Origin of the sequence: Stutzerimonas stutzeri (assembly GCF_009789555.1) — a bacterium.
Taxonomy (GTDB): Bacteria; Pseudomonadota; Gammaproteobacteria; order Pseudomonadales; family Pseudomonadaceae; genus Stutzerimonas; species Stutzerimonas stutzeri_R.
Genome location: NZ_CP046902.1, coordinates 3,462,724 through 3,485,023, shown reverse-complemented (window position 1 = coordinate 3,485,023; position 22,300 = coordinate 3,462,724). Strand labels below are relative to the sequence as shown.

Below are 22,300 nucleotides of genomic sequence, written 5' to 3'. Positions count from 1 at the left end.
ACCCTGGGAGCCTGGCGGACATGATGATGGACACGTACTACATCCATAAAACACAACTCAATTTCTACTGCACCTCGCTGTTTGGCGAGCGGACCCTATGGACGCCTGACCCAGACTGGGTTCGCCCCGTCATCGAGGTCGATGACCCCGCCTGGATGCAGCCGGACGATGAGCCCGAAGCCGTCGCGCCAAAAATCAAGGTCGCTGACCCCGATGCGGTGCATCCGCTTGTTGAGGTGCCGAACCCTGACTCCAAGCTGCCGCCTGCCGATGAGTTGATCGAACTGGCAGATAGTGAGTACCAGGCGCTGTCCTCTGCTGCTGCGACGGGCCGCTCGCTGGTAATTGGAGAAGACGGCGTGCCGTTCGTGTTGCCGGCTGTCGAGCCGACAGCTGATGAGCTAGAGCAAATCTTGCTGAGGCGCATCGACACCGCCGCTGACGCCGCGCGTCAAGCCGTGGCAGGTGACGCGCTGCGCGCTGTGGAGTACGACCGAGCCCGCATCGAGGCCGAGCAATACGCTGCCGCTGACTACCAGGGCGCTGTACCGCCCATGGTTGCCGCCTGGGCTATCAACGGGCGCACCGCTCAAGAGGCGGCAAACGACATTCTTCACGAAGCCGCGCAGTACACCGCCGCGCTGATTGCCCTGCGCGAAACACGCCTGGCCGCGAAGGAACAGATCCGCACGTTGATGGGCGGCGACGAGGTCGAGCAGGCGCAGCAGCTGGCCGAGCAGACCATCGCCGCGATCGAGGCGGCGGTTGCAGGCGTCGGCAACGCAGCGGCGTGACCGACCCCCGTGAAAACAGGCCCCGCTTCGGCGGGGTTTTTCATGCCTGCGCTGTAACACCCACCGCTACACGGCCCGCTGCTCGCGCCCCTTGCGCGCGCGCGTCACTCTCAAGGCTCACTGATCCGGCACACGCCCGCAGGAGCCACCCGCATGTCGACCGAATACCATCACGGCGTCCGCGTCCTCGAAATCAACGAGGGCACGCGCCCCATCCGCACCGTCGCCACCGCCGTGGTGGGCATGATCTGCACCGCCAGCGATGCCGACCCGGTTACCTTTCCCCTGAACAAACCCGTGCTGCTCACCGACGTGCTCACCGCCTCGGGCAAGGCTGGCGAGCTGGGCACCCTGGCCAGCAGCCTGGACGCTATCGCCGATCAGGCCAGCCCCGTTACCGTCGTGGTGCGAGTGGCGGACGGAGAGGGCGTCGATGAAGCCGCCCAAGCCGCTGACCAGACCAGCAAGATCGTCGGGGGCGTGACCGCCGACGGCCAGTACACCGGCCTCAAGGCGCTGCTTGCAGCCGAAGCGCAGCTGGGCGTGAAACCGCGGATTCTCGGCGTGCCGGGTCTGGATTCGCTGCCGGTTACCACCGAACTTGTGGCCACCGCGCAGAAGCTGCGGGCCTTCGCCTATGCCAATGCCTTCGACGCGCAAACTGTCAGCGAAGCCATTGCCTACCGGGACGGCTTCGGCGCCCGCGAACTCATGCTCATCTGGCCGGACTTTGTCAGTTGGGACACCACAGCCAACGCCAACACCACAGCCAGCGCCGTGGCCCGTGCCCTGGGCATGCGCGCCAAGCTGGACCAGCAAGTTGGCTGGCACAAAACCCTGTCCAACGTGCCGGTCAACGGCGTGTCCGGCTTGAGCCGCGACGTCTACTGGGACCTGCAGGATCCGGCCACCGATGCCGGCCTGCTCAACGCCGCCGACGTCACCACGCTGATCCGCCGCGAAGGCTTCCGCTTCTGGGGCTCGCGCACCTGCTCGGATGACCCACTGTTCGCCTTCGAAAACTACACCCGCACCGCCCAGGTGCTGGCGGACACCATGGCCGACGCGCACTTCTGGGCGGTCGACAAGCCCATGCACGCCAGCCTGGTGCGCGACATCGTCGAGGGCATCAACGCCAAGTTCCGCGAGCTGGTCCGTAACGGCTACCTGATCGGCGGCGAGTGCTGGTACGACGAGGCGGCGAACGACAAGGACACCCTCAAGGCCGGCAAGCTGTTCCTGGACTACGACTACACCCCGGTGCCGCCGCTCGAGGACCTCACCCTGCGCCAGCGCATCACCGATCGTTACCTGGTCGACTTCGCCAGCCGCGTCAACGCCTGACCCATTCACCCGCGCGGCCCTGGCCGCGCCGTAGGAGAGCGCCCCGATGGCACTGCCTAAAAAGCTCAAGCACATGAACCTGTTCAACGACGGCAACAGCTACGTCGGCGTGTCCAAGACGGTCACGCTGCCCACGCTCAGCCGCAAGCTGGAGGCCTTCCGGGGCGCCGGCATGGACGGCCCGGTCAAGGTCGACATGGGCCATTCCGATGACGGCATCCAGCTCGAATGGACGCTCGGCGGCTGGGACCTGACCGTCCTGCGCCAGTTCGGCGCCGTGCGTGCCGACGGCGTGATGCTGCGCTGGGCCGGCTCCGTGCAGCGTGACGACACCGGTGAGGTCAGCGCGGTCGAGGTAGTTGCCCGCGGCCGGCACGAAGAAATCGACTTTGGCGACTCAGAGCCCGGCGAAGACACCGAGCACGCCATCACCACCACCTGCAGCTACTACAAGCTCAGCATTGACGGCAACGTCGAGATCGAAATCGACCTGCTGAACTTCGTTTTCATGGTCAACGGCACCGACATGCTCGCCGAGCATCGCGCGGCCATCGGCCTGTAACCCCGACGCCGGCCGCAGCGCCGGCGCGCCTTTCGCAACCCAAGGAGCAACCCCATGAGCAAGCCCACCTACAGCGCCCCGATCGTGCTCGAGGAACCGATCAAGCGTGGCGAAACGAAGATCACCGAAATCACCCTGCGCAAGCCGGCCGCCGGCGAGCTACGCGGCCTGAAGCTGACCGACCTGCTGCAGGGCGACGTCAACGCCAACATCCGCCTTCTGCCGCGCATCAGCCAGCCAACGCTGACCGAGCAGGAAGCGGCCGCCCTGGACGTCGCCGACCTGGTCATGTGTGCGGATGCCGTAGCGGTTTTTTTGCAGAAGAAGGGGGCAGCGGAATCCCCCGAAGCGTAGACGACGTGATGGCGGACATCGCCCTGGTGTTCCACTGGGGCCCAGAGCAGATGAACGCCATGCCCTTGCATGAACTGATGGACTGGCGCGACCGCGCCCGTGATAGATGGGAGCGGACACATGGCGGCGCGGGATCTAAACCTTAAGGTCAACCTCAAGGCACTCGACAACGCCAGCCGGCCGATGCGCACCGTGCTAACCGGTGCGGTCGGCCTGGGCCGCGCGCTGCGCGACACCCGCTCCGAACTCAAGGGCCTGCAGGCCCAGCAGAAGGACGTCAGCTCGTTCCGTAACCTGAAAGGCGCATCGGAGCAAACCGGCGCCGCCCTGCAGGCCAACCGCGACAAGATCAAGCAGCTCTCCCGCGAGCTGGCCAACACCGCCACGCCGACCAAGGCGTTGACGCGAGAATTCCAAAGCGCCGTGCGCCAGGGCCAAGCCCTCAAGCAAAAGCACAGCGAGCAGCAGCGCGAGCTCCAGGGCCTGCGCGGCAAACTCAACGAGGCGGGCATCAGTACCCGCAACCTCGGCCAGCACGAGCGTGACCTGCGCAACAACGTCACCCAGACCAACCAGACGCTCTCCCAGCAGGAAACACGCCTCAAACGCTTGACCGCACAGCAGAAGCGGCTCGGGCAGGCCAAGGCTGAATACCAGCGGACCCAGCAGCTCGCCGGAAGCATGGCCGGCGCCGGGGCGGGTGGCATGGCAACCGGCGGCGGCATTCTGTATGCGGGCGCGCGGTTCATGGCGCCGGGTCTGAACTTCGACGCCAGCCAGAGCCGGGTCCAGGCCCTGACCCGACTGAGCAAGGACTCACCCGAAATGCAGGCGCTGCGTGCGCAGGCTCGGCAACTGGGGGAGAGCACCCAGTTCACCGCCGTCGACGCGTCCGATGCGCAGGGCTTCCTCGGCATGGCGGGCTTCGATCCCAAGGCCATCCAGGCGGCCATGCCCGGCATGCTCGATCTGGCCAAGGCCGGCGACAGCGGGCTGGCCGAGACGGCGGATATCGCCTCCAACATCCTTACCGGCTTCAACCTGCAAGCCAGCGAAACGGGGCGCCTCGGTGACGTCCTGGTCGGCGCGTTCACCCGCTCCAACACCAACCTGCAAATGCTCGGCGAGACAATGAAGTACGCCGCGCCGGTGGCCGCCTCGGTTGGGCAAGATATCGAAACCGTCGCCGCCATGGCGGGCAAGCTCGGCGATGCAGGCATCCAGGGCAGCATGGGCGGTACCGCGCTGCGGGCGATCCTCAACCGCCTGAGCGCACCGCCAAAGGCCGCAGCCGATGCGCTGGATACGCTCGGCATCAGCGCCAAGGATGCCGACGGCAACCTGCGTGACATGCCAACCGTGCTGCAGGAGATCTACGAGCAAACCAAGAACCTGGGCGACGCTGATCGCGCCGGCCTGCTCAAGCACATTGCCGGCGAAGAAGCGGTTGCCGGCATGCAGGTGCTGGTGGCTCAGGCAGGCAGCGGGGCGCTGCAGCAATTCGTCAGCACCCTGCGCCAAACCGAAGGCGAGGCCAGCGTCACCGCCAAGACCATGTCGGACAACCTTCGCGGCGACCTGTCTGCCCTGGGTTCCGCCTGGGATGACCTTGGCATTCAGCTCCAAGATCAGCAGAACGGCCCCATGCGCGAGGTCGCGCAGACCCTCACCGGCATTGTCGGTGGGGTGAAAAGCTGGGTTGCGGAGAACCCCAAGCTTGCCAGCAACATCGTCAAGACCGCCGCAGGCGTCGGCATCCTGATGGCCGGCATGGGCGGGCTCACGCTGGCCATGGCCAGCATCCTCGGCCCGTTCGCCATGGTGCGCTACGGCATGATGCTGTTCGGCATCAACGGTCTGGGCGTGGCGACCACCCTCACGAACCTGGGCAAGTCGGCGCTACCTCTGGTGGCCACCGGATTGCGCCTGGTCGCGGCAGCGGCAATCGCCAATCCGGTCCTCGCGTTGGTTACGGGGCTCGCCCTGAGCGCCGGGCTGATCTATGCCAACTGGGACCGCGTCGGGCCGTACTTCCTCGGCCTGTGGGCCGAAGTCAAAGAGGGCGTCAGCGGCGGGCTCGCCGGCATCGGCGCGTTACTGCTTAATTTCAGCCCGTTGGGCCTGCTCTACCGTGCGTTCGCGGGGGTGATGCGCTATTTCGGCGTAGACCTGCCAAGCAAGTTCAGCGAGTTCGGCGGCAACATGATTCAGGGGCTGATTAACGGCTTCACAGGCATGTTTCCCAACCTCACCTCAGCCATCAGCGGTGCGGCCAATAGCGTGGTCAGCACCTTCAAGAGCCTGCTAGGCATCCATTCGCCGTCCCGTGTGTTCGCCGAGCTGGGCGGCCATACCATGGCCGGCCTCGAGCAGGGATTGAGCGCGGGCGAGGGTGGCCCGCTGTCGCAGCTGGCGGGCACCGCCAAGCGCCTCACCGCTGCCGGTGCGGTGGCCATTGGCGCCGCTTCGCCCGGCATGGCTGCCGCTGACCTGCCGTCGATCGACAGCCGCCCGCCGTTGGCCGCTGCGGCGCGGTCGCAGGGGGCTGGCATCACCATCGGTGGCGACACCATCACCATCATCGTGCAGGGCGGGCAGGGGCAGGACGTGGCGCAGCAGATCAAGCGCGCCCTTGAAGACCATGAGCGCAACAAGCTCACCCGAGCGCGCTCCTCCCTCTACGACCAGGACTGATACCAGGAGCAAACCACCATGATGATGGCCCTCGGCATGTTCATCTTTTCGCTGGAGACCCTGGCCTACCAGGAATTCCAACGGCAAACCGCCTGGCGCCATGGCAAGACCTCGCGCATCGGTACCAACCCCGCGCGCCAGTTCATGGGCCGCGACGATGACACCATCACCCTGCCGGGCGTGCTGCTGCCGGCGCTGGTCGGCGCGCAGATCAGCCTCGACACGCTGCGCTACATGGCCGACACCGGCAAAGCCTGGCCGTTGGTCGAAGGTACCGGGAAGATCTACGGCACCTGGGTGATTGAATCGCTGAGCGAAACGCGCACGTTGTTCTTCCGCGACGGCCAGGCGCGCCGCATCGAGTTCACGCTTAACCTCGCCCGCATCGATGAGGGGCGCGTGGACATGCTCGGCAGCGCCATCAGCGGTGCCGGCAACATCCTCCGGGGGCTGCTGTGATCGATGCACTGATCAGCAAGGCCACCGACGCGTACCGCGAGGCCACCGCCTACCCGAAACCGATCTGCCAGGTACTGGTCAACGGCCAGGACATCACCGCCGCGATCGAGCAGCGCCTGGTCAGCATCGAACTCTCCGACAACCGCGGCATCGAGGCGGACCAGCTCACCATCACGCTCAGCGACCATGACGGCCTGCTGGCCATCCCGCCGCGTGGCGCCGTGGTCAGCTTGTGGCTGGGCTGGAGCGATACCGGCCTGGTCAGCAAGGGCAGCTACACCGTGGACGAAACCGAGCACAGCGGCGCGCCGGACGTGCTCAGCATCCGCGCCCGCAGCGCCGACCTGCGCGAGGGGCTGAAGGTCAAGAAGGAACGCAGCTGGCACGGCCAGACCCTCGGCGCCATCGTCCAGAGCATCGCCGCCGCCTATGGCTTGAGCCCGGTGATCAGCGCGGCGCTCAGCGCCATCGAAATGGCCCACATCGACCAAGCCAACGAATCCGACGCCAACCTCCTCACACGCCTGGGCCAGCAGTTCGACGCGCTGTCGAGCATCAAGGCCGGGCGGTTGCTGTTCATGCCGGTCGGCAAAAGCCTGACCGCCAGCGGCGCCGCGCTGCCGCACATCACCCTGACCCGCGCAGACGGTGACCAGCACCGCTTCCTGCAGGCCGATCGCGACAGCTACAGCGGCGTGCGCGCCTATTACTACGAGGTCAACAGCGCCGAGAAGAAGGAGGCCATCGCCGGCGCCGGCGACAACCTCAAGGACCTGCGCCACACCTACACCGACCAGCAATCAGCCCTGCACGCAGCCCGAGGCGAGTGGTCCCGCCTGCAGCGCGGTACGGCCACCCTCAGCTACACCCTGGCCAAGGGTCGGCCGGACCTGATTCCGGAGCTCACCTACAGCCTCACCGGCATCAAGGCCGAGATCGGTGCCATCGTCTGGCTCGGCGCCAACGTGCGGCACAGCTTCACCGCAGACAGCTACACCACCAGCCTCGAGCTGGAATCCAAACTGCCGGACGCCGACGACGTCGCCGAGCTGGCGGAGGCGGGCCACTACACCGGCGTGCTGGCCTGGTACCGCGACGAGAAGACCGGCGAACAGCACAAACTCACCGAAGGCGACCTGTCCAGCCCGCTGCGCCTGGTCCACCTCTACCAAAGCAAAGCGAGCGCCCAGCGCGCCCTGGAGCGCGAATGGAAACGGATGCAACCAAAGCTGTAAGCTCCGCAACCAACAAACTGAATTGCGGCCTAGACGGTGGCGAAAGTGGCTGGGGTAAAGAAATCATTTCAGGACAATTTTTTGGTATGCGCCAAGGAAAAATTAGCCAAACCAAATACAAACATGGGAGCGGTTTTCCTCTCTTGTTTTCATAGTGATCCTAGCGTCGACTCTCAACTGGACTTTTTTTGTCGCAGCCAGGTGGCAAATGAGTTGGATCAGTTCTTCGCCTCAAAGCCAAGACTCGGCAGTGGGGGTTGGGGGGCTACTCATTTTCAAACGCTCATGCGGAATGTGTTGCAGTTTGCTGAAGCGAACGATCTTTCACAGTTACTAGGCTATATGCGAATGTTAGAAAAGATCTATTCTTAGGGGAGTCAAAACCCGGCGCTTGGCCGGGTTCTTATATCAGCCGGACGTTTCCGCCAACGCTTGTAATAGCCGAACGACATGCTGCTGGTCTGCCTCGGTCAACTGGCTGAACAGTTCCAACACGTCCAGATTCATATCGCTCAACTCGCGTTCATGCTCGCGTGGTTGCCCTTTGTTGTTCTCCGACATGTTTACTCCTTACACGTCAACCCGGGCGCCCGGCGCCTTGTAGCGCCTCCCAACGGCCCGGAGAACAATCGATTTTCAACACATCCCGGCGGGTCATCAGCGGACAATTGTCGGATATTCACGCACCGACAATGATCAGCTCGTCCCAGTTGGTGGTGTAGCACAGGCTCTTCATGTCCCGGCGCATGCCCCACTCAGGCTGGGCGGGCACGCGGCCCAGGCGCACGGTGCCACGGCCTTCGCGCTTGTTGATTTCGTCCACCACGCTCATCAATCGTTCAGCGCCACGCCGGGGCGGCGGTGCGAACAGGTCGGGGGTGGTCTCGCCGCGCTGGCTCAGGTCGATCAGCAGCACCGCGCATTTCGAATACGCATAGCCGGGGCGGTAAATATGCCGCAGCCCGCGCAGGGCAACCGCCAGCAGCTCGCGCGTGTCGTCCGTGGGGGTCGCCAGCGGGCAGGTGATGCAGTTGGCGTACCGGGGCAGCTCCGGGTTGTGGTACTGCGTCTGCAGGCTGACCTGCAGCGCACCGCACAGCGACTGCTGCTGGCGTAGCTTCTCGGCGGCGCGGGTCACGTAGGTGGCCATCGCCTCCTGGATGGGTGCGAGGTCGCGCAGCTTGCGGCCAAACATCTTGCTCGAGCAGATTGCCTGTTTCGGTGGCGGCCCCTCGTTCATGCCGATGCAACTGATGCCGCGCAATTCGCGCGCGGTGCGCTCCAGGGTCACGCCGAAGGTCTTGCGCAGCGTGCCGATGTCGTACTGGGCGAGGTCCCACGCCGTTTTGATACCCAGCGGCCGCAAGCGGGCAGCCAGGCGCCGGCCAACGCCCCAGACTTCACTCACCGCGGCGATGCGCAGCAGCCGTTCCTGCCGGGCCGGATCTGTCAGGTCCACCACGCCGCCGGTGGCCGGCCATTTCTTCGCGGCCCAGTTGGCCAGCTTCGCCAGCGTCTTCGTCGTGCTGATGCCCACGCCCACCGGCATCCCGACCCATTGCAGCAACCGGGCACGGATGCGCTTGCCGTACTCGGTCAAATCCTCCTGCACGCCGGTCATGTCGCCCCAGGCCTCATCGATCGAATACACCTCGATCGCCGGCAGCATGCTCGCCAGCACCGTCATCACCCGATTGCTGATATCGGCATACAGCGTGTAGTTGCTCGATCGCACCACCACGCCAGCGGCGGCCAACTGGTCGCGCACCTGGAAGAACGGCGCACCCATGGGAATGCCGAGCTGCTTCACCTCACTGGTCCGCGCGATCACGCAGCCATCGTTGTTCGAGAGCACCACCACCGGCTTGCGCTTGAGCGACGGCTGGCAAATCCGCTCGCAGCTGCAGTAGAAGGAATTGCAATCGATCAGCGCGAAGATGGGCATGCTCAGCGCCCCACGTAGCTGATGACCCAGCGCACCATGCCGAAAATCTCGACCAGCTCCTCGAGCTCCAGGTTGATCGGCTTGGCGAAGGCGTGGGCCGCTTTAAGCACCAGGCGCCCCTCGGCGTCCTCCGTAAGCAAGCGCACCCGGTACTGGCTTTCACCATCCAGGCCGGCGACCACGTAACAGTCCGGTACGCAGCGGGCCGAGCGATCCACCACCAGGCGATCGCCCGGGTACATGCCAAAGCCCAGCAGGCTGTCATCGTCGACCCGCACCACCCAGATCTGCGGCGCGCCCAGGCCCACCAGGCTATCGAGCGACAGGCCGGCTTCCTTCTCGTCCTCGGCGGGCGACTGGAAGCCCGTGATGCGCAGCTCTGCCGCCTCCGGCAGCAGATGCCGCAGCCGATCCTCGCGGCCCAGAATGGTCAACGTCATAGAGCAACATCCAAATACTGTATGGGTATACAGTAAAACGAAAGTGACCCCCCGCGGTCAATCGAGAACATCAGCGCGATGACGGGAGGCAACCATGTGCGGTGGCGTTGAAGCGAGAGACGCGGAAAAGGCCTACAAGGTCTACTTTCCCAGCCCCAAGGCCGCATTCCCAGTGATGCTCGAGGGCGGCGAATCCCTTGGCTGGGTCAAGTGGGGCAGGCGCCGCGAAGAACCCGGCCAGGGCCCGCAGGGCGGCTGGGCGCGGCTGGAAACGGTAGAGAAGGGCGGCTGGGCGAAGTACGAGCCGCTACGGGCGTACGGCCTGGTCCAGCGCTATATGGAGAAGGGGCAACCCGACGAGAAGGGGAAAAAGCAGTCGCACTGGTTCGATATGCAGCCCGGCTACGCCCTGGACTGCCTGGTACTGGGGGAGGGCGATCAGCGGCGAGTGTATGTGGTCACCAGCACGCCACCTGAAGAATATTCGTGGATTCATGACCGGTGGCCGATGGTGCGCAGCGCATCGAATACAGACCTTACTAACTAAAGCTATTCGTGCGATGTAAGGGTTGTGCTAAGCAGGTTACAACAAGATCGGTCAGAAAGTTTCTGCTTGATTGCTTTATGGGTTTATGGGTTTAGCAGGGAAAAGCGACTGAAATGAACGAGCCGGCCAAGGGCTTAAACCAAGCCTCCCACTTCATCGCGATCATGCCTATTGTGGGTGCCCACGACAGGAGCAAGAACACCCGAATGGTCCAGCGCACAAAACATTGCTGCTGGTTGATCTCTCTTTTCGCTGTCGTTAGTAGATTTTGAAGATGCTTCGGATATGTCCCTATGCGTTTTTCAATCTGGCTCAGGGCTATATCAAGGCTGCTGTCTAGCCGTTTTATGTTGAGCCACTGGTTGGCTAGGATCCCACTGAAGATAAGCGAGACCATGAGTATCCCGGCGGCAGTCGCCGTAGTTTCTATGCCGGTGCTGGCCTTACTTAAAATTACCAGAGCGCCAAACGATATTGGTAGCGCTAGAAGCTTACCACCGATGTCGCTGAAGGCAGCGCTGAGTTTCGATCCGTAATCAAGCTCTGCCTGCGCCAGGTCCTTCTTGGCCTTGTCAAACGAAAAACCATGTATATACGTTTGAAAATTTTTCCAATACGTATCTAGCAGTTCCTTCCAATTCATCAGAAGAAACTGAAACAAGTTATTCTTTGCGGTTTCAGGAGCATCGTTCACTAGTTCAGACACTGCCAGATTGAATATTGCTTTACGCTCTTCTAGATGAAGTTTGGAATCGTTAGCTGGGTTCGCGAGCTGATCAATAAGAGCCAAATGGCTAAGCTGTGCTTCTAAAATCCCTGGCTCAACAGTAGTTGCAATCGTAAATGTTTTGGGTGGCTTACCGTTGTCAGCTGGAACTGCGAATATAAGATTTATATGTGATGGGCTTGACTGGCTGTCCGCTAACATTACTATCTTAGATAAATTTACGATGAGCCGGCAGCAGCTTTTTAATTTGCTGTATATTTCGTTTTTTATGCCGTCTGTAGAAGCCCAGTCGTGTTCTGCAATATAAACGCAGTCAGGAATCAGCCCATGGCCAAGCGATGGTGTCGCTCTAATGAATTCTTCAAATGAGGTGTAAAAGCCAGCTAAGTCAGAATTTGGCAGAAGGAACTCAAAGTTAGCGCTGTTGTCGCCACCCAGCCGCTCATAGGTAAAGCGGCCAAACTGTTCATCTATAGAGCGACATTCATTTATTAAGCATAGCAACGTATCGCTTGCCCGGCCCTTGAATAGGAATTGCCCTCCTTGAATAGGAGGGCAGCCAGCAGCTCTATAAAGCGCTACTACTTTTTCAAACATGATTACAAACCTTAAGAGACACGCTTATTAAGTTCTGCTTCAATCAATTTTCTAAGCTTGTCTGAAATATCAGAAAGTATGATCTTGCCTTCTTCTTTATTGTACCATACGGCGCTGTTTGCGGTTGTTCCAAGAGCTCCTCTTTCAAATTGGACGGACCACCGGTTAGATACACCTTTGATTTTAATCTTTTTGTTTAACGCTTGAGAGTGAACCGAAAACTCTTCCGGTATCTGGTTTGCTTCGTTGTTCAAGTGCTCGGTCAGGTTATCCAAAGCTTCGACTAGGTCCGCTCGTTCAGCAGGAATAGCGCTTGCTGCGGCCTGTTGTACTCCACGCAAGGTAGCCTTGCCGTTGCCAGTGCCATCACCTAAGTCCTCAAGCTTTTTCTGTAAATAGGCAATAACATTTTCTTTCGCCTGCAGCGCGTAGCTTCTCAAAGATTCATCTTCTCGAAAAAAATCTTCAACGGCGTCAATGGCGTTATTAGTCGCTCTGGAGGAAGCAATCCCAGGTGTGCAGCCAAGGGCATTGATAAAGTATGCAGATGCTTCGCTATCTCTTCCTTTGCTTACGAAGCATAGGTACGTTTTGTCTATAGGATCGTCCGGGTTTTCTTCCGGAGTATCACCTTCGTCTGGGTTTTCAGTTGCGTTTATAGCCTCTGAAAGTCGCGCCATATTGATGCGAGCTGCTTGTTGAACCTTAGACATGTCGATGTCTACGCTTTCGATTGGAACGTAGTCATCACCTAGTCTCAAACCGCTTCGCTGCTTGATGTTGGCAATGAGCAAGAAAGAGACGCTGTTGTAGATATAGCTAGCAAAGAGTGTATGCCCTCCAGTGGCTAAGGTTTCTTGCTTCGCTTGCTCAACAAGCTCGTCGAGTGCGACATGGGTAAGTAGTTCGAACGCGGCCGCGTCATACGAACTCACAAAGCTGTTCGCAGTGGCCGGGAAGGGGCCTTGCCGGCCCGTTTGTGCGAACTGCCCCCAAGCGACGTTATTACCTGGCTTCCCCAAAATGGTGTGAATACCACTCACAAGCGATTGCACAGTCGGCAAGCTCACATCGAACAATGGCTTCTTGACTATAGTTTTGAGGTCTACCTCGGTGGAGTACTGTTCTTTCTCAAAGCTGTGGATCACCGCGTGCTTTAATTCAAATGCCATTGTTCCCCCTAGAAGCCGTTATTGAATTCGTTGTGATTTTTATTTAAGAGCGGGACTGAAGCTGAATAATCAGCCTCCTTGCCACCTGCTTTTGATTCTAAGTATCTTTGCTAAAAGCATTCTGCGATGTGCGATGCCCAAGCAATGGGAAGATCGACCTGAGCATTGTTCACAGTGAATGGGTCATCAATTGGACTCCCGGTCGTGGGGCTACCGGCAGCGTCTGCCGGTGATGATGTACAGCACGTCAGCATCGCTGCGGGCGGCGAGCGCTTGCAGGTAGTCGATGGGGATGATCGAAGTGCCGTTCTCGAAGCGCTTTTGCATGTAGTCGGTCTGGCCGGCGAGGTGGGCCAGCTCATGCACTTGCAGGCCGAGGCGCTTGCGCTCCTCGAGCAGGCGGTCGCCGAAGTGGCGGGGTTGGTCGTCCAGGTCGATTACGGCGGCGCTCATGAGTCTCTCCTTGCTACCTTGGATCGGTGTTCACACCGCAAAATGTCGGGCGAGTTTTTTGGGTTCCAGCAACTCGCCCGTGTCGGCATCGATTACTTCACCGATCATCCTGTCTATACGGAATGTTCTTTGTTCGTTGCGATCCTGGCACTCGCCCTTCAGATAGGCCTGGCTTACGGAGTGGACCGTTACGGTCCGCGTTGTGACTACGCCCTGGCTGTCTTCGTAGGTGAACGCCACCGTGCCGCGTTTCCAGCCGGTCCGGATCGCCCTCGTCTTCTTAGGGGCAGCAGTCAGCGGGTCCGGCTCAGGTTGGCGCACAGGTTCTGGCAGGCCGAGCCGCTTGCGTTCGCTCGGTGTCAGTAGTTTTGGCTTGGATACCTGACCGGCCGGGACGCCGAGCCTTGGCTTCCTGCTCCGAACTAGATCGACGATCGCCCAGATTGGCCAGCCAAAGGCGGTGATCACCCCGAACAACCCGAACAGCGCGCTAGCTGTGTCGCTCGAGGGCGACGCTTTCATCAGGCCACCAGCTGTCATAGCCGCAAGCGTTGCGGCCAAGCCAACCCAAAAAATTTTCAGGCGAGGCATGCCATCTAGGCGAACTACGGAAGGGTTGATCGTGCCAGCGAACCAGCCGCTCATCACGACAATGGACAGAAAGATCATTGCGTCCTGCATTCCGGTTGGCTCCTTGCCTACTCACTCACCGCTGAGTGAGCTCAGTGGTCAGATTCATGTTCGTAGCGGCCAGCAGACTCGGCCAGCGCTGATGCCATCCGCCGCATCGTGGCGCGGTCGCTGTCTGGCATCGCACGGTAGTGGTTGAGCACCTGGGACTCATCTTCGCTGAGACCCTCGGCGCTTAAAGGCGTGCGCTTGCCAGTCAGCACGTACAGCACATCTACACCAGCCGTCATCACGCCGTTCAGGTAGGCAGCGTCCGGGCTTCGCTCGTCGGACTCGTACTTGCCCTGAGCGTTGGCTTTCACACCGCCAAGCGCTCCGAAATCCCCTTGTGAGAGGCCGAGTCGCTTCCTTTCTTCGCGTAGGCGTTCGCCAAGACCACTCATTTGAATAGAAATTCCCGTTGACACCACTCAAATGAGTGATATTCTTCTGCCACATTGAATGCTTTTGAATGGTTTTGAATCATGCCAGCCACACGCACCCGCAAACAAGCTAAGGAATGGCTCGCTAAACAGGGCAAGACCGTCCAGGAATTTGCCCGCGAGCACAGCCTCGATCCGTTTACCTGCTATCAGGTGCTTTCCGGAGCGAAGAAGGGTGCCCGTGGCGAATCCCACCGAGCCGCTGTGCTGCTGGGGATCAAGGAAGGCGTGGTTGCCGACCTGCCCGATGAATATGGCCGCCGTGCGACAGATATCGGCGCTGTGATTTCAAAGTAATGGCTCAGGCCCCAGCGAGAAACCAGAAGATGAAGCGCACCGTTCTAGACACCCGCCGGCAAGTGATGAGTGCAGTGGTGTGCGAATACCCAGGTGGCCGTGAATGCGCCGCCGCGCGGCTGGGCCTGCCGATCAAGAAGCTGGACAACCACGTCTACGAAAGCGCCGGTAGCCGCCCGCTCTCCGATGAGCAACTGCATCAGCTCGAGCAAGAGGCCGGCACCACGCATTTCCCTGACTATGTCGCTGCGCTGTATGGCGGCGTGTTCGTACCGGTCGCCAACCCGGACGAACTGGACAACATCGAGCTGTATGAGCGCTGCATGAAAACCGCCGTCAAGCGCGGTGCAGTGGACAAGATCATTGCCGAGGCGTTGAGCAACGGCGAAATCGACGACCGGGAAGCGAGGGCCATCCTCGACGCCCACCGCCAGCACATGGCGGCGCGGCATTCGGAAGTACATGCGGTGATCGTGCTGCACCAGGTGCGCAAGCCCGGGCAGAACTGAAGGAAGAAGTCGGCGCGTTGCGTCAGTAATTACCGGCCAGGCCGGACCGCGACTGGCGGTGGGGAGGATGAGTGAGCGTTGCCCATAACGGTGGTTACAAGTGTCTGTGCCCGGCATGCGGGAGCCGAATGCGGATCCGCAACTCGGAATCGCAGACGCCGACATTCAAGACGATGTACGCGCAGTGCACCTCAATCGCCTGCGGCGCGACCTACAGCGGTTCGCTGACCTGGGACCACGAATTGAGCCCCTCTGGCCTGGACCGCCCCCGGGTGCGATTGCCAGTGGCGCCCTCGGTGCAGCGGATGCAGGCGCTACGCGACAGCCGCGAGAAAACCGATCAACTCGACATGCTGGACCACATGGAACCGGAGGCCGTACACGCATGAACATCACCACTGAAGGCAACGCCCAGGAATACCGCTCCACCATGCAGCAGGCCGCGCTGGCCTTCTTGCAACGCCACCAGGGCGAGCACCTGGCTGACGATGGCCATCTGTACGACCGCGCCGTGAGCTACCTGGTCAACGCGCTGGACGTACCGGCATTCATGGCGGACCGCCTGGCTTACCTGGCCATGACGGAACTCGACCACAAGCCGCGCTCGGTGCCGATCGGCATTGATTACGGCACAGGTGATTCGTACACCGTGGCCCTGCTGCATTACTCGACGGGCGAGACGGTATTGATCCCACGCCGCCACCTCCCGCTGCGCCTGCAGCCGCCCGCGGCGCCCCAGGCTGCAGCAGCCGCTCACTGATCATCCCCTGAATTGACCCATTCCCATGCCCGCCGTTGAGCGGGTAGGGGGAAGTTGCGCCCGAATGGTGGCTTTTATGTGTGACATCACTCTAGAAATCAGGCTCAAGCCCGCCCAGGCCAAAGCCTATCTGCGCTGGCTGACCAGCCAGTACGAAAAACTCATGGCGGCGTGCTGGTTCGACGACAAGTATCGCTACACGCCGCAAGGCCTGCGCGGCCCGAAGATCCTGGCCGATCACCCGCATATCGCAGGGCTCAACCGCACCATGCGCGAGCTGGTCAAGCTGCTGAAGGAAGCGGGGGTGCCGGCATGAGCACGCTGAGTCGTTGCGAAGCGCTGGCAAATGACCCGGCGCGTTACATCTTCAAGATGCACCTGGGAAGCCTGAAGGCGGCAACCACCTACGAGACGCAGCGCAGCGATGCCATGAGGCTGACCCGCCATCTCGGTGGCCTGTTGGAGTGCGACGTCATTTCATGCGAAACGCACAACGCGCTGCTCGATGAGCTGCATGCCTTCGTCTGGGGAGAGGCCCGCCCATGAAAGCCCGCAAGCCGAAGACCGAACAGTCCCCGCCACCGGCGCCGATTGAGTGGACGCGCGCCGATCCGGCCGATCTGGCCAAGTTCGACCCGGCGTCGAAGGTCTGCACCATGAATTGCGGCCCTCATCGCCTCGACCCGCGTACCCGCGCCGAACGCCTGTTGCTGTGCGACGACTGCATCGTCATAGGGGGGGCGCACGCATGAAATCCATGGACAACGCCATCCGCACCGAGGTGCTAGCGCGCCTGGAGAAGAACTACGGCCTAAAGCGCATCGGAGGCACTCCATACCTTCGTAAGGGCAAGTGCCCCAGCTGCGGCAAGCTGGAGTTGTATTCCCGCTACGACGAGCCGTGGTTCATCAAGTGCGGGCGCGAGAGCAAATGCGGTCAGCAGTGGCACGTCAAAGAACTGTTCGACGACCTGTTCGACGACTGGAGCAAGCGCGCTCCGGCCACCGAGCAGGACCCGACCGCCACGGCAAAAAGCTACCTGCAAGGCGCGCGCGGCTTTCACCTGGAGCGGATCGCCGGCTGGTACACCCAGGAGAATTACTGGAGCCGTGAACTGGGCATCGGCTCGGCTACGGTGCGCTTCCCGCTGGAGAAGGGCGGCTATTGGGAGCGATTGATCGATCGCCCGCACCGCTTCGGCAAGCAGAAGGCGCGCTTCGCCCCGGGCCAGTCCATGAGGAGCCACTGGTGGTGCCCGCCGTCGCTGGATCTGCTTGGGGTACGGGAGCTGTGGATCGTCGAGGGCATCTTCGACGCCATTGCGCTACTGCACCACGGCATCGATGCCGTCTCGGCGATGAGCAGCAACGCGTTCCCGGCCGAGTCGCTCAAGGCGCTGGCCAAGGCCTGCGCGGATGCCGATAAAAGGCTGCCGAAGCTGGTCTGGGCGTTGGACAACGAGCCGGGCGCGCATCGCTACACCCGCCGCTGGGTGAAGATGGCCCGCGAGCTGGGCTTCACCTGCGAGGCCGCGCAGATCGCGCAGGGCGACCGCAAGGTGGACTGGAATGATCTGCATCAGCGCTGGATGTTCCTGGACGAGGACAAGCGCGCCGAGCAGATCGAACGGGACCTCAAGGCAGCCCGTCACCAGGGCGCGTTGCTGATCGCTGAAAACGCCTCCGAAAAGGCGATGCTGATCTACGAGTGGGATGAAACCAGCGAGTTTCATTTCGGCTTCGGCAACCGGATGTACTGGTTCAAGCTCGATCTGGAGAAATTCAACAAGGCGGTGCAAGGCCTCGAGGACGGTGACTCGCAAGGGGAGCAGCAGCTCACCCGCCAGGAGATTCGCGACAAGGCGCTGCGCATGGCCGGCTGCGTCGTCGAGATCGCCAACTGCTACCCCAAGGCTCTGTACTTCCAGCGCAATGAGGTGACGGACGAGTCCTGGTACTACTTCCGCGTCGATTTCCCGCATGACGAACCCACGGTGCGCAACACCTTCACCGGTGGCCAGGTGGCGGCGGCGAGCGAGTTCAAGAAACGCTTGCTCGGCATGGCCGCGGGCGCGGTGTTCACCGGCAGCGGCAGCCAGCTCGACAAGATCATGAAGGCCCAGCTCTACGGGCTCAAAACCGTCAAGACCATCGATTACATCGGCTATAGCAAGGAGCACGGCTGCTACGTGTTCGGCGATTTGGCCGTGCGTGGCGGCGTGGTCGAGAAGGCCAACGCCGAGGACTACTTCGAATTCAAGCAGCTGCGCCTGAAGACGCTGCAGAAGTCGATCCGCCTGGAGATCGCCCGTACCGACGAGGGCTACCGCGCCGAGTGGCTCGACTGGCTGTGGACCTGCTTTGGCGCGCAGGGCATTGTCGCGCTGGCGTTCTGGTTCGGCTCGCTGTTCGCCGAACAGATCCGCGACGAGTACCAGTCGTTTCCGTTCCTGGAAGTGACCGGCGAGGCCGGCGCGGGCAAGTCTACCTTGCTGATGTTCCTCTGGAAGCTGCTCGGCCGGCCGGACGAGGAGGGCAAAGACCCCTCGAAAATGTCCAAGGCGGGCCTGCGCCGCTGGATGGGCCAGGTGTCCGGCATGCCGCTGGTCCTGCTCGAGGCCGACCGCAGCGACAACGACCGCACCGCCGCCAAGGCCTACGACTGGGACGAGCTCAAGCCGCTGTTCAACGGTGGCACCCTGGGCGTCACCGGTGTGAAGACAGCCGGCAACGAAACCTACGAGCCGCCGTTTCGCGGGACGATCGTCATCAGCCAGAACGCCACCGTGGCGGCGAGCGAGGCGATCCTCACCCGCATCGTCAAGCTGCACTTCGTGCGGCCCGAGGTCACCGCGGCCAGCCGTGCCGCCGCGGACAACCTCAACCATCTGAGCGCCATGGACGTGTCGTACTTCCTGCTGATGGCGGCGAAGGGCGAAAGCACGGTGCTGGAAACCTTTCGCCAGCAGGTCAAGGTGCATGAGGCCGCGCTGCGCGAGCTGAAAGACATCCGCATCGAGCGAATCATCAAGAACCACGCCCAGCTGCTGGCCATGCTCGATGCGCTGCGCGGGGTGGTGACCATGACCGATCGCCAGCACGCCGCGGCTCAGCGGGAGCTGATTGCCATGGCCCTGGCCCGCCAGAACGCCGTGAATTCCGACCCGACGGAAGTGGCCGAGTTCTGGGAGGTGTTCGACTACCTGCAAGGCCTCAACGACGAGCCGGTGGTTGACCACAGCAAGAAGCCCGAGGTGATTGCCATCAACCTCAACGAGTTCTGCGAGCGCGCCGCCGAGCACAAACAGAAGCTGGCCGACATCGGCACGCTGCGCAACCTGCTGCCCAACAGCCGCAGCCGCAAATTCATCGAGAAAAACCGCGCCGTCGACAGCGCCGTCCGCGACGCCTTCAACCGCCGCAACCCCATGTCCGGCCGCTGCCCCACGGTGAAGTGCTGGATGTTCCAAAACCCCGACGCCAAGCGCGGCAACGCTTGAGCGTCGAGCAACACCCCAACCCAAGGAGAAGCACCATGCAACGCACCCGCTCTATCGGTTCCCGGACAGGCCACACAACGCCGCCGCCAGCCGCGAAATACGCGGTAGTCACCAACCCGGGGACGCTGTTTCAAGCAGTCGACGTGTACTCAGCCACATTGCAAAGCGCACAGGAATGGGCTGCATCGACCCGCGAGCCGGGTCTTGAGGTCGACGTGATGCGCGTCAGGCCAGACGGCTCGCTGACAACCGAGTTCTGAGAGGCCCACTAAGGAGAAGCACCATGCAGCACTACGACGAAGACGAAGACAGCTCAGGTCTGCGCGCCTGGCTATTGGAGCGGCTGGCCTCATGGGGCTGGGTGGCAAGCGGGCTGGCCCTGCTAGTCACCGGCGCGAACCACCTGACCGATCTGTTCCTGCTGATCGCACGCTGAAACAACAAGGCCCCGGTGAGCGGCAACTCACCAGGGCCTGACCAACCAAGGAGAAGCACCATGCAAGTGAATCAACCGAAGGAAGGCGGGGCAGAGCATAACGCCTTGGAGCCCCTGCGCCCAACTATGGCCAGCCATCCGCTGACGCCCAGCACCTGCGAAATCTGCGGCCAAAACCGTGCTACGCGGAAGCATCAGTTGTGCAGCCGCATCCGTCAGCGCCGCTGGGCAGCCGAGTGGGCTGCCTACCAGGCCGAAGTCGCCGCCAATAAAGCCCAGGAGCGCCGCCGCTATGCCCGTTGAAATTCGCACCCGCTATACCGGCATGACTTATGTGGCAACCGTGCGCGGCGAGAAGAAATCCGCCAGCAACACCATGGGCGCCCGCTGGGCGGCCGAAGCCCTGGCCCGCAAGCTGGACCTGGACCCAACACTGCTGCGTGAAACCCAGCGCGACCCGCTGCGCAGTGGTGTGGAGTTGTTTGTTCATCCAGGCGCGGTGAAGGCCAAAGAGGCGAGCTGTGGCTGACGAGGTTCGCCAGCACATGCTCGAGTGCGAAGCCCGCACCTGGTTGCGCAACGGCTACGACACGCCCGAGCGCATCGAAGAGCTCACGCTGGCGATCGCCAAAAGGCGAGGCCAGGCCAGTGCCGAGCGCCTGGTCGAGGAAATGCGTCGGCAGTGGCGACGGCGGGCCGATTGGCTCAGCTAGGAATCACCACCATCAATTCGAGGCCCGGCGACGGGCCTCAAGTTCGAGCGGAACATAGACTCCCGTTGTTTCGATCAGGTGAACACGACCATGCACGAAGGCGTCGAGGTGCGCGGCAACTCGCTGCGCGTCTATTTTAGGTACCAGGGCGAGCTGTGCCGCGAGCCCATCGAGGGGGACTCGACCCCCGCCAATATCGAGCAGGCCAGCCGGCTGGCCGGACTGATCCGCCATGAGATCAAGCACGGCACGTTCAGCTATGCCCGGCACTTTCCTAATTCCAACCGAGTGAAAACGAACACCTTAGGCCATTTCATCGATCTGTGGCTGAACATCAAACGCAACGAGGTGGCGCCGTCCGGGTTCCGGGTGTACGAGGGGCGGGCAGAGCTGCACATCCGACCGAAGTGGGGCGCGTTGCAGGCGGACCAGATCGACCACCTGGACCTGCAGGAATGGGTGCAGGCGGATCTGATGCCGAAGCTGCACAACAAGACGGTGAATGAGATCATCGCCCTGGTGCGGCAGATCTTCCGGCTGTACCGGATGCGCAACCGGATGGCGCACGACCCTACCGAGGGGCTGCGGGTGCGGGTGCCCGATCGGGACGATCCGGATCCGTTCGATCGCAAGGAGATCGAGGCCATCCTCTCGGCGCGGACCGAACGCGAGCAGGAGCGCAACCTGGCGCAGTTCATGATTTGGGCAGGACCGCGCGTTTCCGAGGCAATGGCGCTCGCGTGGGAGGATGTGGTCGACCTGGACAAGGGCATCGTCCGCTTTCAGCGTTCCCAGGTGCGCGGCCACTACAAGGTGACGAAGACGCGGCGTTCGGCGCGCGAGGTGAAGCTGCTGCGGCCGGCACGCGAGGCCCTGCAGGCGCAGGCCGAACTGACCCGCGATCTGGAGCCGATACTGGTAGACGTTACCGAGCGCGACAACAAGACAGTGCGCGTGCGCAAGCTGCGCTTCGTGTTCCACAACACCAGCACCGGCGCGGCGCACACCAGTTCGGACATGCTGCTCAAGGGCTTCTGGCGGCCTCACCTGAAAGCGGCCGGCGTGCGCTTTCGCGGGCCGAACAACTGCCGGCACACGTTCGCCAGCCAGCTGCTCACCACCGGCGCGGTGCCGCTGGAGTGGATCGCCGACCAGATGGGGCACACGTCCACCGACATGATCCGCAAGCACTACGGCAAGTGGATCAACGACGACGGGCCAGACATGGTCGGCATCCTTGAACACGCGCTCAAGCTGTGATCCCAGCGAAACCACCCGAGGCGGCCTGCGAGCCGCCTTTTTCATGCCTTCGCGGCGGCTCCCGGTGGGCCAGTGTTCCCAAAATGAACCCAAGTAGGGTGGCGGAAGCAATTACGGCTAGTGAAATCAATGCCTTAGGTAATTTCACGTGAGAGTTCGAGTCTCTCCGTCCGCACCATTACATGATTGGCTGGTCCTCGGGATCGGAAATCGTCAAAAGCCCCGTGACCGGGGCTTTTTTGTGCCTGCAAATTGTGCGAGACGTCTTGACGCGCCGCTTGGGAGCGAAACCCCGACTGCCTGGCCTGCCTTCGATTCGACCGGCAGGGCGCGCATGGGTACGGATCGCAGGCGCCGCAGGGTTTGTGTGCCGGCGGGCAGCGCCCCCGGT

At 61.9% G+C, this 22,300-nt stretch carries 32 protein-coding genes; 24 read left to right on the top strand and 8 right to left on the bottom strand.

The window, feature by feature from the left end:
* The first annotated feature begins 20 nt into the window (after positions 1–20).
* The 9 genes from GQA94_RS15965 to GQA94_RS15925 all read left to right on the top strand — a co-directional run bounded on the left by GQA94_RS15965 (position 21) and on the right by GQA94_RS15925 (position 7,597).
* On the top strand, positions 21–794 hold the full coding sequence (locus GQA94_RS15965) for a hypothetical protein (protein WP_158188949.1): 774 nt from the start codon (positions 21–23) through the stop codon (positions 792–794).
* 153 nt (positions 795–947) lie between these two features.
* On the top strand, positions 948–2,138 hold the full coding sequence (locus tag GQA94_RS15960; RefSeq protein WP_158188948.1) for a phage tail sheath protein: 1,191 nt from the start codon (positions 948–950) through the stop codon (positions 2,136–2,138).
* Between the two features lie 46 nt (positions 2,139–2,184).
* A complete protein-coding gene (locus GQA94_RS15955; RefSeq protein WP_158188947.1) occupies positions 2,185–2,700 on the top strand; it encodes a phage major tail tube protein in 516 nt (171 codons plus the stop codon).
* A 54-nt stretch (positions 2,701–2,754) separates the two neighbouring features.
* Positions 2,755–3,054 (top strand): phage tail assembly protein, encoded by a 300-nt coding sequence (locus GQA94_RS15950; protein ID WP_158188946.1) that lies wholly within the window; start codon positions 2,755–2,757, stop codon positions 3,052–3,054.
* A gap of 8 nt (positions 3,055–3,062) precedes the next feature.
* Positions 3,063–3,200 carry a GpE family phage tail protein gene (locus GQA94_RS15945; protein ID WP_199270054.1) on the top strand — a complete coding sequence of 46 codons (138 nt, stop codon included), beginning with the start codon at positions 3,063–3,065 and terminating at the stop codon, positions 3,198–3,200.
* Positions 3,175–5,748 (top strand): phage tail tape measure protein, encoded by a 2,574-nt coding sequence (locus GQA94_RS15940; protein ID WP_158188944.1) that lies wholly within the window; start codon positions 3,175–3,177, stop codon positions 5,746–5,748. The genes GQA94_RS15945 and GQA94_RS15940 overlap by 26 nt, the downstream gene beginning before the upstream one ends.
* An 18-nt stretch (positions 5,749–5,766) precedes the next feature.
* Positions 5,767–6,207 (top strand): phage tail protein, encoded by a 441-nt coding sequence (locus GQA94_RS15935; RefSeq protein WP_158188943.1) that lies wholly within the window; start codon positions 5,767–5,769, stop codon positions 6,205–6,207.
* A complete protein-coding gene (locus tag GQA94_RS15930; protein WP_158188942.1) occupies positions 6,204–7,442 on the top strand; it encodes a phage late control D family protein in 1,239 nt (412 codons plus the stop codon). Before GQA94_RS15935 ends, GQA94_RS15930 begins: the two co-directional genes overlap by 4 nt.
* Positions 7,415–7,597, top strand: coding sequence for a hypothetical protein (locus GQA94_RS15925; protein WP_158188941.1), 183 nt, complete (start codon positions 7,415–7,417; stop codon positions 7,595–7,597). The genes GQA94_RS15930 and GQA94_RS15925 overlap by 28 nt, the downstream gene beginning before the upstream one ends.
* Before the next feature lie 253 nt (positions 7,598–7,850).
* On the opposite strand, the gene GQA94_RS15920 is transcribed toward GQA94_RS15925, so the two are convergent.
* The 3 genes from GQA94_RS15920 to GQA94_RS15910 all read right to left on the bottom strand — a co-directional run bounded on the left by GQA94_RS15920 (position 7,851) and on the right by GQA94_RS15910 (position 9,827).
* Positions 7,851–8,003: a hypothetical protein gene (locus GQA94_RS15920; protein WP_158188940.1), complete on the bottom strand. Its 153-nt coding sequence runs from the start codon at positions 8,001–8,003 to the stop codon at positions 7,851–7,853.
* Positions 8,004–8,121: 118 nt separating this feature from the next.
* Positions 8,122–9,387 carry a Y-family DNA polymerase gene (locus tag GQA94_RS15915; protein ID WP_158188939.1) on the bottom strand — a complete coding sequence of 422 codons (1,266 nt, stop codon included), beginning with the start codon at positions 9,385–9,387 and terminating at the stop codon, positions 8,122–8,124.
* Positions 9,388–9,389: 2 nt separating this feature from the next.
* Positions 9,390–9,827 (bottom strand): LexA family protein, encoded by a 438-nt coding sequence (locus GQA94_RS15910; protein ID WP_158188938.1) that lies wholly within the window; start codon positions 9,825–9,827, stop codon positions 9,390–9,392.
* 94 nt (positions 9,828–9,921) lie between these two features.
* On the opposite strand from GQA94_RS15910, the gene GQA94_RS15905 reads away from it, so the two are divergent.
* A complete protein-coding gene (locus GQA94_RS15905; protein ID WP_158188937.1) occupies positions 9,922–10,374 on the top strand; it encodes a hypothetical protein in 453 nt (150 codons plus the stop codon).
* A gap of 91 nt (positions 10,375–10,465) precedes the next feature.
* On the opposite strand, the gene GQA94_RS15900 is transcribed toward GQA94_RS15905, so the two are convergent.
* The 5 genes from GQA94_RS15900 to GQA94_RS15880 all read right to left on the bottom strand — a co-directional run bounded on the left by GQA94_RS15900 (position 10,466) and on the right by GQA94_RS15880 (position 14,396).
* Positions 10,466–11,698, bottom strand: a complete 1,233-nt coding sequence (locus GQA94_RS15900) for a hypothetical protein (protein WP_158188936.1) — start codon at positions 11,696–11,698, stop codon at positions 10,466–10,468.
* 11 nt (positions 11,699–11,709) lie between these two features.
* Positions 11,710–12,870, bottom strand: coding sequence for a nucleoid-associated protein (locus GQA94_RS15895; RefSeq protein ID WP_158188935.1), 1,161 nt, complete (start codon positions 12,868–12,870; stop codon positions 11,710–11,712).
* Between the two features lie 210 nt (positions 12,871–13,080).
* Entirely contained in the window at positions 13,081–13,323 is a 243-nt protein-coding gene (locus tag GQA94_RS15890; protein ID WP_158188934.1) for a helix-turn-helix domain-containing protein, read from the bottom strand.
* Between the two features lie 30 nt (positions 13,324–13,353).
* Positions 13,354–14,004 carry a hypothetical protein gene (locus GQA94_RS15885; RefSeq protein ID WP_158188933.1) on the bottom strand — a complete coding sequence of 217 codons (651 nt, stop codon included), beginning with the start codon at positions 14,002–14,004 and terminating at the stop codon, positions 13,354–13,356.
* A 41-nt stretch (positions 14,005–14,045) separates the two neighbouring features.
* Positions 14,046–14,396, bottom strand: coding sequence for a helix-turn-helix domain-containing protein (locus GQA94_RS15880; protein WP_158188932.1), 351 nt, complete (start codon positions 14,394–14,396; stop codon positions 14,046–14,048).
* An 81-nt stretch (positions 14,397–14,477) separates the two neighbouring features.
* On the opposite strand from GQA94_RS15880, the gene GQA94_RS15875 reads away from it, so the two are divergent.
* The 14 genes from GQA94_RS15875 (at position 14,478) to GQA94_RS15810 (ending at position 21,909) form a co-directional block, all read left to right on the top strand.
* Positions 14,478–14,732 (top strand): DNA-binding protein, encoded by a 255-nt coding sequence (locus tag GQA94_RS15875; protein ID WP_158188931.1) that lies wholly within the window; start codon positions 14,478–14,480, stop codon positions 14,730–14,732.
* 29 nt (positions 14,733–14,761) lie between these two features.
* Positions 14,762–15,241 carry a YmfL family putative regulatory protein gene (locus GQA94_RS15870; protein ID WP_199270053.1) on the top strand — a complete coding sequence of 160 codons (480 nt, stop codon included), beginning with the start codon at positions 14,762–14,764 and terminating at the stop codon, positions 15,239–15,241.
* Positions 15,242–15,312: 71 nt separating this feature from the next.
* Positions 15,313–15,630, top strand: coding sequence for an ogr/Delta-like zinc finger family protein (locus tag GQA94_RS15865; RefSeq protein ID WP_158188930.1), 318 nt, complete (start codon positions 15,313–15,315; stop codon positions 15,628–15,630).
* Positions 15,627–16,001, top strand: coding sequence for a hypothetical protein (locus tag GQA94_RS15860; protein ID WP_158188929.1), 375 nt, complete (start codon positions 15,627–15,629; stop codon positions 15,999–16,001). Before GQA94_RS15865 ends, GQA94_RS15860 begins: the two co-directional genes overlap by 4 nt.
* 76 nt (positions 16,002–16,077) lie before the next feature.
* Positions 16,078–16,317, top strand: coding sequence for a hypothetical protein (locus tag GQA94_RS15855; RefSeq protein WP_158188928.1), 240 nt, complete (start codon positions 16,078–16,080; stop codon positions 16,315–16,317).
* The gene (locus GQA94_RS15850; RefSeq protein WP_158188927.1) at positions 16,314–16,547 is read left to right on the top strand and encodes a hypothetical protein; all 234 of its coding nucleotides are present in this window, start codon (positions 16,314–16,316) and stop codon (positions 16,545–16,547) included. The genes GQA94_RS15855 and GQA94_RS15850 overlap by 4 nt, the downstream gene beginning before the upstream one ends.
* A complete protein-coding gene (locus GQA94_RS15845) occupies positions 16,544–16,753 on the top strand; it encodes a hypothetical protein (RefSeq protein ID WP_158188926.1) in 210 nt (69 codons plus the stop codon). The genes GQA94_RS15850 and GQA94_RS15845 overlap by 4 nt, the downstream gene beginning before the upstream one ends.
* Positions 16,750–19,500, top strand: coding sequence for a toprim domain-containing protein (locus GQA94_RS15840; RefSeq protein WP_158188925.1), 2,751 nt, complete (start codon positions 16,750–16,752; stop codon positions 19,498–19,500). Before GQA94_RS15845 ends, GQA94_RS15840 begins: the two co-directional genes overlap by 4 nt.
* Before the next feature lie 35 nt (positions 19,501–19,535).
* A complete protein-coding gene (locus tag GQA94_RS15835; RefSeq protein ID WP_158188924.1) occupies positions 19,536–19,760 on the top strand; it encodes a hypothetical protein in 225 nt (74 codons plus the stop codon).
* A 23-nt stretch (positions 19,761–19,783) separates the two neighbouring features.
* Positions 19,784–19,936 carry a hypothetical protein gene (locus GQA94_RS15830; protein WP_158188923.1) on the top strand — a complete coding sequence of 51 codons (153 nt, stop codon included), beginning with the start codon at positions 19,784–19,786 and terminating at the stop codon, positions 19,934–19,936.
* A 60-nt stretch (positions 19,937–19,996) separates the two neighbouring features.
* Positions 19,997–20,239, top strand: coding sequence for a hypothetical protein (locus GQA94_RS15825; protein WP_158188922.1), 243 nt, complete (start codon positions 19,997–19,999; stop codon positions 20,237–20,239).
* Positions 20,229–20,465: a hypothetical protein gene (locus GQA94_RS15820; protein WP_158188921.1), complete on the top strand. Its 237-nt coding sequence runs from the start codon at positions 20,229–20,231 to the stop codon at positions 20,463–20,465. Before GQA94_RS15825 ends, GQA94_RS15820 begins: the two co-directional genes overlap by 11 nt.
* Complete coding sequence (locus GQA94_RS15815; RefSeq protein ID WP_158188920.1) at positions 20,458–20,649, top strand: DUF7696 family protein; 192 nt, start codon at positions 20,458–20,460, stop codon at positions 20,647–20,649. Before GQA94_RS15820 ends, GQA94_RS15815 begins: the two co-directional genes overlap by 8 nt.
* A gap of 90 nt (positions 20,650–20,739) precedes the next feature.
* The gene (locus GQA94_RS15810; protein WP_158188919.1) at positions 20,740–21,909 is read left to right on the top strand and encodes an Arm DNA-binding domain-containing protein; all 1,170 of its coding nucleotides are present in this window, start codon (positions 20,740–20,742) and stop codon (positions 21,907–21,909) included.
* Positions 21,910–22,300: the final 391 nt, after the last annotated feature.